Source organism: Paenibacillus amylolyticus, from assembly GCF_051136285.1.
In the GTDB taxonomy this organism is placed as follows: Bacteria; Bacillota; Bacilli; order Paenibacillales; family Paenibacillaceae; genus Paenibacillus; species Paenibacillus amylolyticus_F.
The window spans coordinates 4,135,570-4,153,180 of the sequence record NZ_CP194938.1 but is presented as its reverse complement, the minus strand read 5'-3'; the positions used below and the strand labels follow the sequence as shown (position 1 = coordinate 4,153,180).

General features: G+C 41.9%; 16 protein-coding genes. 9 read left to right on the top strand and 7 right to left on the bottom strand.

All coding sequences use genetic code 11. From position 1 onward, the window contains the following. Positions 1-91: 91 nt before the first annotated feature. Positions 92-1,090 carry a glycosyltransferase gene (locus tag ACR8BL_RS18275; RefSeq protein WP_434748927.1) on the bottom strand — a complete coding sequence of 333 codons (999 nt, stop codon included), beginning with the start codon at positions 1,088-1,090 and terminating at the stop codon, positions 92-94. 38 nt (positions 1,091-1,128) lie between these two features. Beyond that, positions 1,129-2,160 carry a phosphotransferase family protein gene (locus ACR8BL_RS18270; protein WP_434748926.1) on the bottom strand — a complete coding sequence of 344 codons (1,032 nt, stop codon included), beginning with the start codon at positions 2,158-2,160 and terminating at the stop codon, positions 1,129-1,131. A 644-nt stretch (positions 2,161-2,804) separates the two neighbouring features. On the opposite strand from ACR8BL_RS18270, the gene ACR8BL_RS18265 reads away from it, so the two are divergent. The 9 genes from ACR8BL_RS18265 to ACR8BL_RS18225 all read left to right on the top strand — a co-directional run bounded on the left by ACR8BL_RS18265 (position 2,805) and on the right by ACR8BL_RS18225 (position 12,243). Beyond that, on the top strand, positions 2,805-3,689 hold the full coding sequence (locus ACR8BL_RS18265) for a diiron oxygenase (protein WP_434748925.1): 885 nt from the start codon (positions 2,805-2,807) through the stop codon (positions 3,687-3,689). A gap of 254 nt (positions 3,690-3,943) precedes the next feature. Then, entirely contained in the window at positions 3,944-4,783 is an 840-nt protein-coding gene (locus tag ACR8BL_RS18260) for an aminoacyl--tRNA ligase-related protein (RefSeq protein WP_434748924.1), read from the top strand. Further along, complete coding sequence (locus ACR8BL_RS18255; RefSeq protein WP_434748923.1) at positions 4,776-5,747, top strand: NAD(P)H-dependent flavin oxidoreductase; 972 nt, start codon at positions 4,776-4,778, stop codon at positions 5,745-5,747. Before ACR8BL_RS18260 ends, ACR8BL_RS18255 begins: the two co-directional genes overlap by 8 nt. 11 nt (positions 5,748-5,758) lie before the next feature. After that, positions 5,759-6,382, top strand: a complete 624-nt coding sequence (locus tag ACR8BL_RS18250; protein ID WP_434748922.1) for a histidine phosphatase family protein — start codon at positions 5,759-5,761, stop codon at positions 6,380-6,382. A 19-nt stretch (positions 6,383-6,401) separates the two neighbouring features. Beyond that, positions 6,402-6,872 carry a hypothetical protein gene (locus ACR8BL_RS18245; RefSeq protein WP_434748921.1) on the top strand — a complete coding sequence of 157 codons (471 nt, stop codon included), beginning with the start codon at positions 6,402-6,404 and terminating at the stop codon, positions 6,870-6,872. Between the two features lie 29 nt (positions 6,873-6,901). Further along, positions 6,902-7,633, top strand: coding sequence for a metallophosphoesterase (locus ACR8BL_RS18240; RefSeq protein WP_434748920.1), 732 nt, complete (start codon positions 6,902-6,904; stop codon positions 7,631-7,633). Continuing rightward, positions 7,630-9,405 (top strand): ABC transporter ATP-binding protein, encoded by a 1,776-nt coding sequence (locus ACR8BL_RS18235; protein WP_434748919.1) that lies wholly within the window; start codon positions 7,630-7,632, stop codon positions 9,403-9,405. Before ACR8BL_RS18240 ends, ACR8BL_RS18235 begins: the two co-directional genes overlap by 4 nt. Before the next feature lie 23 nt (positions 9,406-9,428). Then, positions 9,429-11,183 (top strand): ABC transporter ATP-binding protein, encoded by a 1,755-nt coding sequence (locus ACR8BL_RS18230; protein WP_434748918.1) that lies wholly within the window; start codon positions 9,429-9,431, stop codon positions 11,181-11,183. A gap of 49 nt (positions 11,184-11,232) precedes the next feature. Beyond that, positions 11,233-12,243 (top strand): hypothetical protein, encoded by a 1,011-nt coding sequence (locus ACR8BL_RS18225; protein WP_434748917.1) that lies wholly within the window; start codon positions 11,233-11,235, stop codon positions 12,241-12,243. Between the two features lie 5 nt (positions 12,244-12,248). Here the strand turns inward: ACR8BL_RS18225 and nikE are convergent, their stop codons facing one another. The 5 genes from nikE to nikA all read right to left on the bottom strand — a co-directional run bounded on the left by nikE (position 12,249) and on the right by nikA (position 17,422). Beyond that, on the bottom strand, positions 12,249-13,049 hold the full coding sequence (gene nikE / locus ACR8BL_RS18220; RefSeq protein WP_434748916.1) for a nickel import ATP-binding protein NikE: 801 nt from the start codon (positions 13,047-13,049) through the stop codon (positions 12,249-12,251). A gap of 38 nt (positions 13,050-13,087) precedes the next feature. After that, a complete protein-coding gene (gene nikD / locus ACR8BL_RS18215; protein ID WP_434748915.1) occupies positions 13,088-13,894 on the bottom strand; it encodes a nickel import ATP-binding protein NikD in 807 nt (268 codons plus the stop codon). Positions 13,895-13,928: 34 nt separating this feature from the next. Continuing rightward, the gene (gene nikC / locus ACR8BL_RS18210; protein ID WP_434753165.1) at positions 13,929-14,756 is read right to left on the bottom strand and encodes a nickel ABC transporter permease subunit NikC; all 828 of its coding nucleotides are present in this window, start codon (positions 14,754-14,756) and stop codon (positions 13,929-13,931) included. Further along, complete coding sequence (gene nikB / locus ACR8BL_RS18205; RefSeq protein WP_434748914.1) at positions 14,756-15,700, bottom strand: nickel ABC transporter permease subunit NikB; 945 nt, start codon at positions 15,698-15,700, stop codon at positions 14,756-14,758. Before nikB ends, nikC begins: the two co-directional genes overlap by 1 nt. Before the next feature lie 84 nt (positions 15,701-15,784). Then, positions 15,785-17,422, bottom strand: coding sequence for a nickel ABC transporter substrate-binding protein (nikA, locus tag ACR8BL_RS18200; RefSeq protein WP_434748913.1), 1,638 nt, complete (start codon positions 17,420-17,422; stop codon positions 15,785-15,787). Between the last annotated feature and the right edge of the window lie 189 nt (positions 17,423-17,611).

Here is a 17,611-nt window from a genome sequence, read left to right as displayed (position 1 = left end):
TGGAAAGTCCTTAACTGGTCAATGCAAAGCTATTTTTAAACTTGAATCTTACGGACAACATCAGTCGGATACTGATCTATGCTACAATCTCTTACTTCAACCAGTCTGCAAAAAAGTTCCGATACCCTTCCTTCATCACCGTTCGTGAAAAGGCACCAAACGCGTATTCACGATTATCCTCCGATACACTGCGAGGCGCAGCCGCAGCCATGTTCACCAGTTCAAACCAGTTATCCTCGTTGCCAGCAAAGGCATGTGTTGATCTGATGTGACCATAGCAGGCATGCTCGGGCTTCACGACCATTTTCCCCATCGCCATCGCTTCCGTCAGTGGCATCGCAAACGTATCAAACGCCGAACAGCTCCAGTACACCTTAGCCGAGTTCATCAGCGTAAATATCTCATCCTGAGTAAGTGCAAACTTCAGCTTCACGTTACTTGGAATATCATATTTCTTCATACTCTCCTGATAGCGTACACCGCCAAACACCATGTACACTTCTTTGTCCGGGTTCTGCCGGGCATATTCGAGCACAAGGTCGGGACGGCGGTTCGCCTCATCCCGCCCGATCCAGAGCACGCGGTTATGCACGACCTGACTCGGGTCATAATGGCGGTGTGCCAGCTCTTCGTTGAAGCCAATCGGAATGACGCTCACGTCATGCACACCGAAATTGCGCCCCAGCTCTCTTTTCAAAAACTCTGTCTGCACAATCGCTTTATCCACCATCGTATAGAATGGCTTCATCATCTCATATCCCGTCAGTGCCGGGTCTGGGAAACTGTGTGGAAACAGTACACTCTTCGGCAAAAACATTTTCAAAAACGTAAATCCCGATACCGTATAGATCACATGCTCGATATTTTGGCTATGAATCTGATCCAGCACGATGTCATAGTTCACCAGGTCACCCTTCTCATGCTCGTATCCCGGCAACCAGTCGTATCCACTGACATGACGCTCCGGCGAGATGAACACGATGTCCACACCCAGCTCCAGCCCGATCTGCTTCAGTCGATCCGCGAACACCCGCGGCCCCTGAGCCTCCGTGAATTGAATTTTACGCATAACCAGTCCGACTTTACGCAAATCTGTCACCCCTTATTTCCATATTACACTTCAACCGTCTAATCTCTCATCCCGTCCAAATGCGCCATGCACTGTTCCAGCGTTGCAGCCGTCTCATGCCACTGATTGCGCAGCTGTTCCTGCGGCCACACACAGTCCGGATTCTTTAGATCACCGTCGATCAGACGTAACATCCAGAGCGAGAATACAATCGCATAAGCGTCGTACCACTTGGCAAAAGAACCCCATTCAACCTGCACACCAAGGCTCTCCAGCTTGTCCAGGTACACCTTCATCACACGCGCCCGCAGTCCCGGCGTCATCGTACGAGGAAAGAGCGGATGCGACAAGTCCAGCAGATGGTATATGTCCCACAGCGGCGTATTCAGGTGTGCATGCTCCCAGTCCAGGATGACCAACCTGCCTTCTACCTCGGCTACGTTGCCGGGATGCAAATCGCCATGACACAGTACCAGTGGCAGCTCATCTTCTGCCGTCAGAATTAACATGGTAAGTTTATCCCAGTCTGCTGCTGACAACGTCAGATTAAGGCCGGATAACAACTCATCTGTCCCTGACTGGCGCTGTTGCAGTTCATGCAGCATATCCCGGATGGGCGGCTTATGCCCGACTCGCGGCAGTTCTCCCCACGCTGCAACAGGCAGTGCATGCCAATCCGCCATATGTGCGGCAGTAGTCAACAGGGTCGATTCGCACGAACGATGCTCCAGCTGTCCCATATCTTCGTAGATCATCCAGCTCTGTGAAGGAGCTGCCGCCTGATCCGAAGCCGCGATGAGCTGCGGATATACGGGTGGCAATTGTGCCATCACATGCTCGTACATCCAGCGTTCCCGTCCGTGCTGTGCAGAATTCGTCAACGGTTTGAAAATATAAGACTGGCCGGATTGCGCAGTAAACCGTTCCACATGCCTGCCGTTCAACCCTTGATAGAGAATCTGCCGGCCTGTAATCTGCTGTTCATCTAATATTCCTTCGCGTGTCACCCAGCGCTCTGGATGTCTGTCTTTCTCCATATTCCTCATGTCCTCGAAATTCTCTGCGTCCTCTATATTCTCCATGCTCTTCATAAACTCACCCTCCCTTCCGTCTGACCTTTCCCGTACAGGATTTCTATTCATCATACGTTCCAGGTGAACGACCTGCAAGGGTAAACTACGGCGCAAATTAGGTATAAATAAAAACAAGATTGATGGTATATGTACTCCGAGAGGTTGTTTAAGAGTTTAAATAGGGTTATTCGCACCTGTCCATCGTATGTGGAAATCATCTCCTCATCCTATCAATATGAAATAAAGGAAATTGCCCAGCCTACAATCCATAAGCACATGAAATAACAATATCCCAATCCCTTCGTAAAAGAGGCCAAGCCGTTATTCCCGACTTGGCCTCTTTTACTTTCATATGAATTACATTTAATAACAATTATAATCTCACTGACTCTATCTATCAAAAAACATATTAAAAGAAAAAAATGAATTTATCTATCCTCGTTGTATAATCTCAGTTTCATGCAACGTCTATCTAATAGTATTTTAATACATTTTAAAAATTCATAAAACCAGCTATAGAAAGTAATTAGGCTCCATTAAAACTTATTTTAATGCAACAAATACTATAATTAGTCAGGTTGTTATGAGATTTTATCAATGCTATATTTTTAGGATAAATTATACATATTTTAAAAAATTTAAATTCAGGAGGTCATTATTAGATGATACTGCAAAACGAACAATCGATGGATAAATTCTCCTCGATCTTAAAAAAACTGGTAGACATTGCAGCTGAGGATCATTATAACCCCTATAAGGAGTTTGAGTGGGTAGATAGCCTTGACCCCAATCAAATGTGGATGAGCCCGAGTTTAATGTCTGTTTACAATACTAACTTTTATAACGATCTGCCTGAAGCCCGAATTCAAGCATTAAGTAAATGGGAGAGTATCAATTTTTACAGTTTGAATGTTCATGGGATTCGCGAGTTGCTAATAGAAGTAATCAAAAGAATACATACCGAAGGTTTCGAGCTGCCATCCGAGTTCTTTCACCATTTTGTTGGTGAAGAAAATGAACATATGTGGTTTTTCTCGAAGTTCTGTCTCAATTATGGAGGAAAGATTTATGTCGATAAAAAAGTGAAAGTCGAAAACAGTGGCAAGGAAGCGTTCGAAAACTTCTTAGTCTTTGCTCGCATTCTTATTTTCGAGGAAATTGTAGATTATTTTAATATTTGCATGGGAGCTGATCAATCACTTCATCCTATCATTAGAAAGATTAATAAAGTTCATCATATGGACGAATCACGCCATATAGCTTTCGGTCGAGAGATCGTGAAATTGTTACACAGTGATTTAAAGGAGACCCAATCCATCGAACAGTTATATTTACTTGAAACATATATTAAACGTTATATGGTCTCAAGTATTCATTCTCTATACAACCCTACAGTTTACAAGGATGCAGGATTTGATGAACCTTACGCTTTTCGCAATACATTAATTGATCTTCCAGAACGAGTCGAAATACATGAAAAAATCTTGAAGAGAACCACTGACTTCTTTGTTAAAAGTGAGATTTTCACCAAGAAGGAGTTGTTTTAAATTGCAAGACCTTACCCAAAAAGAAATGGTTCAAGTAAAACAATGGATCCTTCAAAATAACACCTCCTCGACTGAATTATTATATGAAACGGATTTAATTGAAAATCGAATCATTGACTCATTACAATTCGTTGAATTTATTTTGTTTTTAGAATCAATTACAGGTAAAGAAGTATATACAAAAAATTTCAATCTCGAAAGTATACGATCTTTGCAAGCTATTGAGCTCAATTACTTTAAGAAAGAGGAATTGCATGGATAAAAATAAATATTTCACGATAACAGATGGCCTTGCAGTATTTGGTCCCGAGATAATCCAAATATTGAATAAATTAGACGCCATTTTTGTAGACATGTCGAAAGATTTCATGGCAGACAATATGATTTTCCCTGCCTTGATGAAAGTGGAAGACTTAAGTTCTCTGGATTATTTCAATAATTTCCCACATTTAGGTTTGGCAGTGGCTGGATTAACAGATGAAGCCTGTGGCTGTTTGACATCACAAAAAGAGAAGGTTACGACTATTCGTCAGAACAACATCAAAGATAGTGATTATCTATTACCTTCTGCTGCTTGTTACAATGTGTACCTCCATCTTCGTAATGAAGTAGTGACTCAAGCCAAATATTATACAACTGCAGCTCGTTGTTTTAGAAACGAAAGCGAGTACAAAGGTTTAGAGCGTCTATGGAGCTTTCAAATGAGGGAAATTATCTGCATTGGTAGTATGGATGAAGTTCAAGCTTTTCTTTCCGTTTACAAAAATAAGATATCCTCACTAGCAGAACAGATTGGGATTGTATTTGACATTGAAGTTGCAACAGATCCTTTTTACGACAAACAAGGAACTAAAGCACTCATGCAAAAGCTCCAACCTGTTAAAGAAGAGTTTGTATTTGAGGGCACAGTTTCAGCAGCATCATTGAATTTTCACCGCAATTTTTTCGGAGAAAAATGCAACATCCTAAACAATACGGGGGCGGCAGTATTCTCCGGCTGCGTTGCTTTTGGTCTTGAACGCTGGCTTCATGCTCTTCTTAAAACATATGGACATGACCTGGAAACGATTCATGGGAAATTGAATAATGTTTGAATCTCTTTTCCTATCCACCTTCGAGCTTAAGACTCCTCTCATTCAAGCTGGAATGGGTGGTGTATCTGGTGTTGAACTGGCTGCTAGTGTGTCTAATCAGGGGTGTCTGGGAGTGTTAGCTCAATATAAAAACTCTCCTCAAGAAGTTATACGAACAATACAGGAAACACGTCATAAAACTGCCTGTTTCATCGGTGTTAATTTTATTCCAGAGGTCTCAGGAACATCACTACTGGATAAGCAAATTGAAGCATTAATTCAATGTGGAGACAACAAGTTAACCATTGTAATGTACGGTTTACCACCGAAGCATGTAGCGGAGAAGATTATTTCATCCTCTATCCCACTAATTATTCAGGTTGGTACCCAAAAGGATGCAGAGGCAGCTTATCTAATGGGTGCCACATGTATCGTGCTTCAAGGAATACAGGCTGGAGGGCATCTTTTAGGTGAAGTAACCACTGAAGAATTACTTAAGGATGTACTGAGTTGCAAGTTTGAGGTTCCTCTTATTGTTGCAGGAGGAATTTCAAGCGGTATAGATTATTTATACTACAGAGATCAAGGCGCAAGTGGCTGTATGTGCGGAACAATGTTCGTAACGTCACATGAATCGAATGCCCATCCGAAGTACAAGCAATTAATTGTAGACTCCGCTGCAAAAGATACGATTATGACAGACCTCTTTCGTATAGGGTGGGAAGGTAGAATACACCGAGTTTTAAAGAATGAGACGGTTCGTATTGGACAGGAACAATCGATAACGTTCATTGCCGAATCTGAAATCTTCGGCAAACGATATCCCGTGCCACGCTTTAGTTCAGCTGCTCCCCTAAAACAAACAAACGGCGCTATTGAACTGATGGCCTTGTACTGTGGAGAATCTTGCGAAAACATACAACGAATCGAGCCTGTAGAAGCAATTCTCGAAAGATTTTGTTCGGAAATAATCTTGCATGATTAAGGACGATGAGTATGAAAGAAATTTTTATCATTAGACATGGGGAAGCAGAACATTTGGTAAATGGAACCGGTGGAGGCTGGGTCGACACCCCCTTAACAAAAGTAGGACGTGACCAATCACGACGTGTAGCCTACCGTCTTAAAGAATTAGTAAGTGACAAGCCATGCGATATTTACTCAAGCGATTTGACTAGAGCACACGAAACGGCAACCATAATTGGAAGTGTTTTAGAAAATAATCTTTCCACCAGTCCGCTTATTAGAGGCTTGTCACTGGGCATTGCTGGAAGCATGCAAAAGCAAGATGCTGAATTGGTTAAACATCCAATTTCAATGCCATTATTTGATTGGATTCCATATCAGGATGCTGAAAGCTGGGCAATGATGCAAGATAGAGTTGATTCATTTATGACAATGTTATGCGAAAGCAGACATGACACCTCCATTATTGTGACTCATGGGAATTCAGGAGTTTCCGTTTTATATTGGCTATTAGGAATTAATAGAGGTTTACTGACCAAGTTGGTTAAACCCTCCTTTCAATTAGATCCTTGCAGTTTGACTCATCTAATAAAAAAAGAGGAAAACAAAGTCAGATTGGTGAAAATTAACGATATGAGTCACATCAATATATGACATTAAATGAGGAGCAACAATGAAAGAATTAATTATAGTTAATAGCAAGGTTGATACAAACCAAATTTTACTGCCTGAGTGGGAAAGCAGATTAAAAAACATAAGCAATAATATAAAGAAATACACTGGTGAGAATTATGTAAGCTTATACAACATTGGTGGAGAACATATGTATAATACTGCCAATCGTTTGTCCAATGAACTAGAACTCCCTTTAAAAAAATGGGACGAATGTTCTACTTATAGTCAGCCGAAGAATTCCCATCAACACGAACTTCATGACTCAATGGATCGTTTATATCAATCTGAAAAAAGCACAGTTATTGTAACTATTTTAAACCAACAACTATCTGATCTCATTGGTTGGTGGTTAAAGTTACCTTATGGCATATGGAGTAATTGGGAGTTAGTAACTGAACAGATTGGATTTCATGTGTTGAATATTAATAAATCAGGTGATCGTACCATTTATAAGTTCAATGAGAGATAACCAAGCCGACCATTCAAGGGAGAACATTTATGAATGCGAAAAGAACATTGGTAATCAGCGATATCCATGGTTGTCACGCGGAATTCAAACAACTCTTGGAAATTGTTAATTACAATCCAGCGCAAGATAGACTCATTCTTATTGGAGATTATGTTAGCAGAGGTCCTGATAGTAAAAAAGTGGTTGACTTAGTAATTGAATTGGTGCACGAAAACGGCGCAATTGCTTTACAGGGCAATCATGACCATCGTTTTGTAAGAGTAATCAAGAATCAGGCGAGTGAAAAAGAAGTTTCCAAATTTTTTGACAAAGGTGGACGTGAAACTTTACAAAGTTACTGCCAAACTAATATAGTCGAAAATTCATATCATATGAAGGAAGTCCAAGATTTCGTTATGAACCAATTCTCTCATCACATCGATTTTCTAAAAGATCTGCCTTACTTTTATGAAGATGATAAATACATCTATGTGCATGCAGGATTGAATCCCCTTGTCTCTAGCTTATCTGAACAAGATGCTCATGACCTACTGTATATTAAAGAGGATTTTTACACGAACAAAAATCCCATGGACAAAATTATTATTTTCGGACATACCGTTACAAAGGATATTCATAATTCTTTTGATATCTGGTTTGGTGGAGACAAAATAGGTATTGACGGTGGTTGCTCCTTCGGAGGTCAACTTAACTGCTTAGAGTTAGTTAATGGAAAAGAAATCCAAAATTTCAGCATTAAAGCTGGGGGTCATCATTTGTGAGTACTGTTCAAGTTGAACAAACCCCCTTGGAACAGAAGCAACCATCTGTAATTAAAATTTACCTCTGGGTATTATCCTTTATGAAGCCTTATTACGGGATGACCATTTTATTAATTTTGATGGGGGTCATCGTCTCAGGTTGTGAGTTAATGATACCAAAAATCATACAGTACTTTATTGACATTGTTTACCCAACCGGAGATTACCAAACATTCATCCAACTGTTCATGATTCTGCTTATAGTCACAGTTACAATCATACTATCTACAATGGGACAAAATTTACTGCAACGTATACTCTCCGAGAAAACCGCTAGAGATCTTCAACTAGCTGCATTCCGTAAAACTAGAGAGTTAGGAATTCCGTATTTTGAAAGCAAGCCGCCTGGTCAAATTCTATCTTTACTGAATAATCAAGTATCCGCCATACAAGAAATATACAAGTCATATATGCCCGTATCTATTCAATTCTCCATTTATTCCATTCTATCCATTGCAATTATGTTATCCATGAATGTCAAACTAACCTTAATCATGATACCAGTATTTCTCATTTATTATATAATTGGGCCGTACTTTGCTCGTCGAGCCGTTCTTTTCGGAAAGCAGTCTGCCGACTGTAATATAGAGTTGAATAAACAGATTTACGATAGTGTGTCGGCTTTGCAAGAATTCCGCGCAAATGATTGTCACGATTGGGATATGGAACGACATGAGAATAGCGTAAAACTCTATTTAAAAGCATATTTAAAAACTAATTTATTCTCCTTTCTAAGAGGAAGCGTACGGCGACTTTGTAATAATGCCGGTGCAATAGCCATATTTGCATATGGCTCTATTCTTTCCAAAACAGAAGAGATCACTGTTGGTGAATTTGTTGTATTCATTTTAATCTACTTCTACACCATTTTTGTCCTGACCAAGATTGTTTCTCTAGCAACTGAGCAAAGACAATTACTTTTTCAGGGTGAAAAGCTCTACGAATTAATGAATAGCGAACCTACAATTATTGAGAAAGAAAACCCGATTCTAATCAAAAAAGTGAGAGGAAATATATCGTTCAAACAAGTTCAATTTGCATACTCGAAAGATAAACCCATTTTGAAAAATTTCACTTTGGATATCCGTGCTGGAGAAAAGGTGGTTTTAGTAGGAAATAGTGGTTGTGGCAAATCTACGATTTTAAAATTGGCTAATCGTTTCTACGAGACTGCAAGTGGAAGTATTACATTAGACGATGTGTCTATAAAGGATCTTTCATTGAAACAACTTCGAGAAAATATAGGCTGTGTCTTTCAAGAAACCTATTTATTTGGCTATTCGATTCGAGATAATATCGCTTTTGGTAATCCTTATGCATCGGAAGAAGATATACTAGCCGCAGCTAAAGCCGCTTGTGCTCACGATTTTATTGTGGAGCTTAAGGATGGATATGACACCTTAGTAGGAGAAAGAGGCGTTAGACTTTCTGGAGGACAGCGACAGAGAATCGCCATTGCCCGAATGTTTGTGAAAAATCCATCCATTATTTTATTAGATGAGGCCACGTCTGCACTGGACAATATTAGCGAAAGGGATGTTCAGGAAGCTCTAAACCGATTAATGGAGGGGCGGACAACAATCATCGTTACCCATCGAATGACTTCTGTAACCAATGCTGATCGCATTGCTGTGGTAGATGAAGGAGAAGTTCATGAAAGTGGAACCTATGACCAGATTATACAATTGCGAGGGAAATTCTATAATCTAGTCCATGGGAAGATACTAAAATAAACAAGTTGTGCAGTGGAGGAATAATGAGCTACAAGCAATGGATTGTTCCAGTACTAATGCGACATAAATGGAGTTTCATAATTACATCCATTTTATTGATTACACAGGTGATATTAGAAATTATAATGACTGGATTGCAAAAATACGTCATTGATGATGTTTTTATCGCAGGGAATTATGAACGACTGATTCCTCTCTTAATTATTTTTGGTGCGGTCATCGCTGGTTATACAATACTATTCACTGTGGTACCGTATTTAACCAAAAAAATTGAAACCGAAATCTATCTTTTGTTAAGTAAAGGTCTAAAGGAACAGCTACACCGATTAACCATTCATCAAATTCATAACAAAAGAACCGCTCAGTTTATTCAATTGTTAACATCAGATACGAAAAAGGCTGCTGCTTTTATTGGAGTTGATTCGTTTAGTGGTATTCGTCATGCCATCACAATTGTCCTATTGATTATTATTATTGGCACAATAAACTATCAAATTCTTTTATTTGTACTAATCATGAGTATATTTTATATTTTCACAGCTAAAACGTTCTCCCCTAAACTTCGGAAAATATCCAAGTCCATAGAAGAAAGTCGGGGAAATCTATTAATTCACTTGGAAGAAGGTATTTCATCCACGAAAGAGGTCCTTTCTTTTAACCGATTAGAGCACGAGGAAAGTAAATACCAATCCTTATTTAACCGCTACTTGGAGAATGTGGTCAACGAAGGCAAACTATTAAATAAACAATTAGCAATAAGCGGGCCTTTAAAATGGGGGGTACGCCTAGCATTATTCGGTTTCGGAGGTTATGAACTACTTCAAGGTAATATCTCATTAGGAATTTTCGTTATTGTTTGGCAATTCTCATGCAACTTAATTGATGAAATTTATTCCTTGTTTCTATTTGTATCCCACATATCGATAAACATGGCTTATTTAGATCGGCTTAAGGCTGTCCATGATGAAACCCAAGTTGCAGACGGCACCATTTACTTAGAAGAAAAGATAACCAGGCTTTCTTTTGAAAAAGTATCATTCTCATACAACGCGCATTCACCTCTTGTACTAGATCAACTCCACTTCGACATTCCCATCGGTAAGAAAATTGCTTTTGTTGGTGGAAGTGGAGGTGGAAAATCCACAATTACCCAACTACTGATTCGCTTTTTTGAACCTACTATGGGAAGTATACATGTTAATGGATACCAACTTAGTGATGTGAAGCGTAGTTCTTGGTTGCATAAAATAGCTGTCGTCTTTCAGGACCCATATATACTATCAGATACTATTCTAAATAACTTAACTTTAGGCCGAGACGAAAGCTTGAGCAAAGTAAAGTCTTATTCTCAAATGGCTATGATTGATAATGTAATTGAAGAATCTACTGAAGGCTACGGAACTATAATCGGTGCCCGAGGAACTACATTGTCTGGAGGACAACGACAACGATTAGCGATAACGAGAGCTTTGATCCGGGATGCAGAAATTTTAATTTTTGATGAGGCCACGTCATCATTAGATATGGAAACGGAAAGAAATGTACAGCACAACATTGATCAATTACGAAAAGGAAAAACAACCATAATCATTGCTCATCGTTTATCAACTATTCAAAATGCTGATGTAATATACGTGCTTGATCGTGGACGGATCGTAGACAGTGGATCTCACGAAAAATTATTAAAATCATGCGATTTGTACAGAAAATTACACCTCGCACAAAAAGAGCAGGTACAGACATCTGTCGAAAGGCAAGTTGTAGAGGAGTTTATTTGATCATATAACAACGATTTGATGATACTATACAAAAGGGGAGATATAAAACGTGCACAAAGTACTTCCACTTGCTAAACCCATTATTGAGAGTTATTTGCACCATGCCTATCAAACCTCAATTATTGGTCTTGAAGAAGGAACTACGCCTTGGCTGCTCTCGAATTATATTCAATTATATTTCGACGGAAATGATTCACTGCCTTTACAATTTTATATGCCGGATGAAACCGGCTATACTTGGAACTTTGGTTGTCCATTTTTAGATACACAAGTAATCAAAAAGGAGACTATAACTGAACTACATAAAGACATCAAAGAGTTTATCATTTATGCTTTGAAACACGGTAATTACGTCATGACTTATATTAATGAAAAGCATGTTCCCCAAAAGTCCAGTTATAAAAAAAATGATTTCTCTCATATGTTTTTCATTGATGGATACAATCTGGAAAATCAAACTTTTCATCATCTAGGCTACAATGTTGAAAATAACAGCAGAAGGTTCGGAACGAGTGAGATAACATTTGAGAATTTCATAAAAGCGTATCACAATAATCCAAATTACTTGTTCCACACTCATGAAAATGTATACCTCACTAGACTGAATTATAACTTTCAATATGATTTTAATATTTCACAAGTACTAGACCAATTAACAAATCTCTTACATTCAAGCAGACAAAAAAAGTTCAATGACGATCCCAACCATGTATTTGGATTGAATGTCTACGCAAACTTAAGACGAATACTTAAACAAAATCTTGAAAGTAGAATTGATATGAAATTGACTCCTTTTTTACTTCTAGCCGAGCACAAAAAGCTAATGGTGCAAAGACTGGAATACATGAGCACTCTAAAAATAATGGATAACTTTCTGAAAGAGCAGCACACATATAAACAGTTGGAGCAACGTCTGATTTTTCTAAGAAACTCTGCTTTACTATATAATCGAACGAAGCGTGTTGATGTAATGGATAACATGTTAGATGAGTTAATCCATATTCAAACTGAAGAGGCAGAAGTACTTGATGCTATTCTTCATAAAATGCATATGGGTTGAACACATCACTCAAACACAATCCGGCCTGACGGATGCTCTGGCAAAATGGACGACACCAACTGCCGGACAGCAGGCTGGTCCGATTCCATAATTGAATCTGTGGCATCGCCGGTATAGACCAGCCTTCCCTGATCCATCACGGCGATGCTGTCACAGATCGTTAGCGCGGCGCGGATGTCATGCGTGATAAACAGATAGGACAGCCCATACGACGCTCGTAACTCTGCCAGCAAGGACAGAATCTGTGTCTGGTGAACCATATCCAGACTACTGATCGATTCATCCAGCACGATTAACTTCGGCTTGAGTGCGATCGCTCTGGCAATGTTGACTCGTTGCAGCTGACCGCCGCTGAACTGATGGGGAAGCTTGCTCGCATCCTGCGGCGTGAGTCCTACCTGAACGAGTAGCTGTTCAATCGTGCGCTGTTGTTCCTTGGCGGACAAACGCTCGTAATTGTCCAGCGGCTCTCCAATAATCTGCGCGGCGGTCATCATCGGATTTACAGCTGAGTAACAGTCTTGGAAAACGACCTGCAGATCACGCCGCAACCCTTTAAGCACCGTTTTATCCGCTCGGTAGATGTCTTGGCCTTGGAATAGAACCTGACCTTGGCTTGGTCTTTCCAGCCCTAAAACAATTTTGCCCAATGTGCTTTTGCCCGCCCCACTCGTTCCAAGCAGTCCAAGACAAACACCTTGTTCAATCGTAAGTGACACATCCGCTAGTACAGGAGGGCGTGACCCCGAACGATCCAGCCAGCTCCGTTTGCCATAGCTATGACTTACTTCATGTACTTGTAACATTCGGTTCATCATCCTCCTTCCCTGTTTCCAGACCACTTCTAGTGACCAAGAGACAACTTCGGCCGGGCATTTAACAGCATCCGGGTGTACTCATGCTGCGGGTGATCAAACAGTTGATACACGTCTGCCTGCTCGATGATCCGCCCCTTCTGCATAACGGCCACTTCATCCGCCATCTGAGAGATAACCCCAAGATCGTGGGAAATGAGCAGGATGGATGTGCCGTGCTCCTTGCGAAGCCGATCCAATTCCCGTAATACATTTAACTGGTTCACGACATCCAGTGCTGTTGTGGGCTCATCGGCAATCACTAAAGCAGGCCGCAGGCACATCGAAACAGCAATCATCACCCGTTGCAACATGCCTCCGCTGAGTTGGAACGGATAACGTTTTATCAACTTTGCCGGATCAGGCAGGTTCATATCAGCTAGCGCAGCCATGGCCTGCTCCCGTGCCTCCGCTTTGGATATCTTCCTATGGGTTCGCAGCGTTTCAATGAATTGAGATCCGATGGTATACACAGGGGTAAAAGCATTCATCGGATTCTGCATAATAAATCCGATATCCTTGCCCCGGATACGCCGCATCTCTTCTTCCGACAAGTTGCTAAGCTCCCGCCCATTCAGACGAATGCTGCCTGAAGATTCCATTCTGCGCGGATGAAGCAAGCGCATCAGCGCATTACATGTCACCGTTTTGCCGCAGCCACTCTCACCAACCAGGCCAAAGACCTGCCCTTTTTTCAAACTCAACTGAACAGGTTCCAGTAACGGGACGGCTCCCTTCGCTGTCTTGAGCTTAACCTCTAGATCACGAACTTCAAGTACAATCTCTGCCTCGTCCATCGTCACAATCCCCCTTGTTCAGTTATTTTCACGATTACTTCTTGGAAATCCCGTACCGATCGGATAACGCTTCTCCCAAAATGTTAAATGTCATTACAACAAGTAAAATAGCCACACCCGGATAGATCATTAACTCCGGATGACTGCGAATATACCCTGTGCCTTCGTGAATCATGGCTCCCCACTCCGCGTTAGGCGGCTGAATGCCAAGTCCCAGGAAGGACAGCGCCGAGATATCCATAATCGCCCAGCCCATCTCCAGTGTGCCCATAACCACGATGGGACGCTGCACATTGGGAATGATATGTTTGCGAATGATCGTCCAGGTGGAAGATCCGCTGATGCGAGCCGCTGCAATAAAGCTCCGTTCCTTCAAGCTGACAACCATGTTTCGGCATATGCGTGCATAATGTACCCACTGCACCATCATGAGCGCAAGTAGGACTTGCATCAGACCTGGGCCGAAAATGCCCACAATCCCTAGTACCAGTACCAGCTGTGGAAATGCCAAAATGCCTTCACATAACCGCATCAGCACATTGTCAATCCAGCCGCCCAGATAACCGGAGATCGACCCAACGATAAGGCCGATTACCAAAGATGACAGGAAGATTAGCGTTGCAAATCCAATGGAAACCCGCGCTCCATAGAGAAGTCTGGAGAGATTGTCTCTCCCCAGATGATCTGTACCGAGCCAGTGCTCTGCAGATGGATCCTTCAGCTTCTGCAGCAGATTGACCTTGACAGGATCATGCTGCGCAATCCACGGAGCCAGTAACGCCAGGATGAAGAAAAGAATTATAATTGCAGAGCAAAACCAAATCATTTTTTGCCCTCGAAATATGGTAAGCCATCGGTTCATCAATGCTCTGCCCGTCCTTTCGATGAAATTCGCGGGTCCATATACAGCTGTACCAGATCAACGATCAGATTACACACGATGAACAGACATGCCGAAATAAAGACATAACATTGGATCACGGGAATATCCCGGTTAAAGATCGCTTCGACAAAGTAACGTCCGAAACCCGGCCAGGAGAAAACTTGTTCTACAATAATCGTTCCGGTTAACAGTCTGCCCATGCTCATACCGAATCCTGTGATAAACGGGGTGATGGCAAGCTTGAGCACATGCTTCAGCATAATGACCCGTTCGCGTATGCCACGCGTTCTTGCGTATTGCACGTAGGCTTCCTGTAATTGCTCCAGTACACTGGTGCGCAACATACGGGTGTACAGCGCAATCATCACCATGGAAAGTGTCAACGTAGGCAACACCAGGTTCTCCCAAGAGCCGCGCCCTTCAACGGGCAGCCAGTCCAGTTTGACTGCAAAAAAGAAAATGAGCAGGTAACCGAGCCAGAACTGCGGAATGGAAGCACCAAAATAAGAGATGGCCCGGCTGATCATATCAATCCAGCTATTTTTGTATACCGCCGCCAAAACCCCCAAAGGGATGCTCACCAAAGCAGAGAACAGAATGCTCCATAACGCCAGTTCTGCCGTAGCAGGGAACTTATCCTTCACTTCATCAATCACCGGTTTATTGGTGAGATACGAGGTACCAAAATCCAGCTGAGCTATTCTCTTCAACGTATCTACATACTGAGTGAACAAAGGTCGATCCAAACCGAACTCATGGCGTTTTTCTGCCAGCAGCTCTGGTGTTGGATAGATATGTGCTGCTGTCAGATATGCTTCGGCTGGATCAACCGGTGAAATATGAATCAGCCCAAAAGTCACAAGTGTAGCGATAAAAACGATAGGAATGATCGCGATCATTCGTTTACCTATATAGCCGATCACCAAACTTTCCTCCCTTTTACCCTGCCACACAAGCTCTTGTTGCCTGATGTGTTACGTGTTCATGAATACGTTCTTCGATTATGCTTATGGATTGCTTAACTGCATCCCCACAAACGGATTCTCATCGCGATTCGCCGGGAAGACAAATTTAGCAATTTTCTTCTGATATACAGCTGTTTTCTTCACATAAGAGATCGGTACAATCGCCGATTGTTCCTGCAATGTTGTCAGAATGGATGTATACAGTTCCTGACGTTTTTTCTCATCTGTAGAGGACAGTGCTGCATGCACCTGGTCGTCCAGTTCCTTTTTCATCGGCAAGGCAGTAAGTGTCTCGGAGATCCCGAATCCTGGGCTTGCTACGACGTTAATAAAGGAATGCGGATCGTATGGTGCCCCGTAATTGTACCAGAAGTACAGGTCGAAATCATTGGCTTTCAGGCGTTTGATCTGCACCGTTAACTCAAGTCCGGTAAGGTTTACTTTAACCCCCAGCTCACTCCATTCGGCCTGAATGGTTTCGCCCATTGCTTTTTGAATCGGATCGGTTTTATCAAAAATCAGTTCGAATTCCAGCTTCTGTCCGTCTTTCTCACGCACTGTTCCACCAGCCGGAAGTTTCCAGCCTGCTTCGTCCAGCAATGTTTTGGATTGCTCCACGTTATATTCAATCGGTTTCAAATCAACATTAGTGTACGGATAGTTTTTGGACAATGCAGTATCCGCCGGTTCTTCCAGACCCAATGTGACACCTTCTACCATGGCTTTCTTGTTGAAGCCCTGTTGAAGTGCCATCCGCACTCTCACATCAGACAACTTCGGATTGGAAGAGTTAAGTAACAGGTCACGCGTACCTACAGGATCAGACAACTCACTTACATATTTGTCGTTGTCACGAAGCTGCTGGAACGCATCCAGACTGATCATACCTTCACCGTAAATCAGATCCAGATCACCTTTTTCAAAAGCAAGTACCCGTGTCTCTGCATCAGGGATAATTTTGACCGTAATCTGATCAAATGCTGGTGCCGTTCCCCAGTAATTCGGGTTACGTTTGAAGACAGCATACTCATCCTGCTTATAATCAGCCAGCATCCACGGACCCGTACCAACCGGCTCTTTGATGCCTTTGGACGTATCTCCATCATCCGGGAATCCAGCCGCACCCAGGAAACGGAACGGACGAACCACGGACAAATCCTGAAGTACAGGATAATACGGCTCGGTAAGTGTCATGCGGAACGTATGATCATCTACGACCTCAGTCTTGCCCAGCACGCCGATAATGCCCAGCCAGCTATGTGTTTTTTTATTTTTCATGATGGAGTCAAAATTCTTTTTCACAATTTCAGCATTAAAAGGCGTGCCATCGGAAAATTTCACCCCTTGGCGCAGCTTGAATGTATATACTTTGCCATCATCAGAGATGGTCCATGATTCAGCAAGTGCAGGTTCCAGTTTACCATCCTTCTGGTAACTCACCAGCGGCTCATAGATCATGGATTGGGCAAACAATTGGGACGGATTGTACGTATGTGGATTCATCGTGCCGATATCCCGTGGCCATGACATCGTAATCGACTTTGCTGAAGCCGCCTGATCTCCTGAAGCTGAAGGAGATGCCGAACTGTTCTCTTTATTACTGCAACCCGCGATGATCAACACCAACAGCAGTGTAGTTATCATTATAAGGGTAGAGCGCTTACGTTGTTGCACTGACATAGATATAAACCCCTTTTCTCTCTTCTCTCATTCTTTACCTGACCATTAACGTGATAATGATTCTCATATTCATTAAGAATATGAAGTAGCCTCCCTTTTGTCAACAAAAATCGACATAGTATGTATGCCCATTAAATAGCTAAAAAAGCCCTCCCCATAGGAGGAGAGGCTTTTTTAGATGGATATATG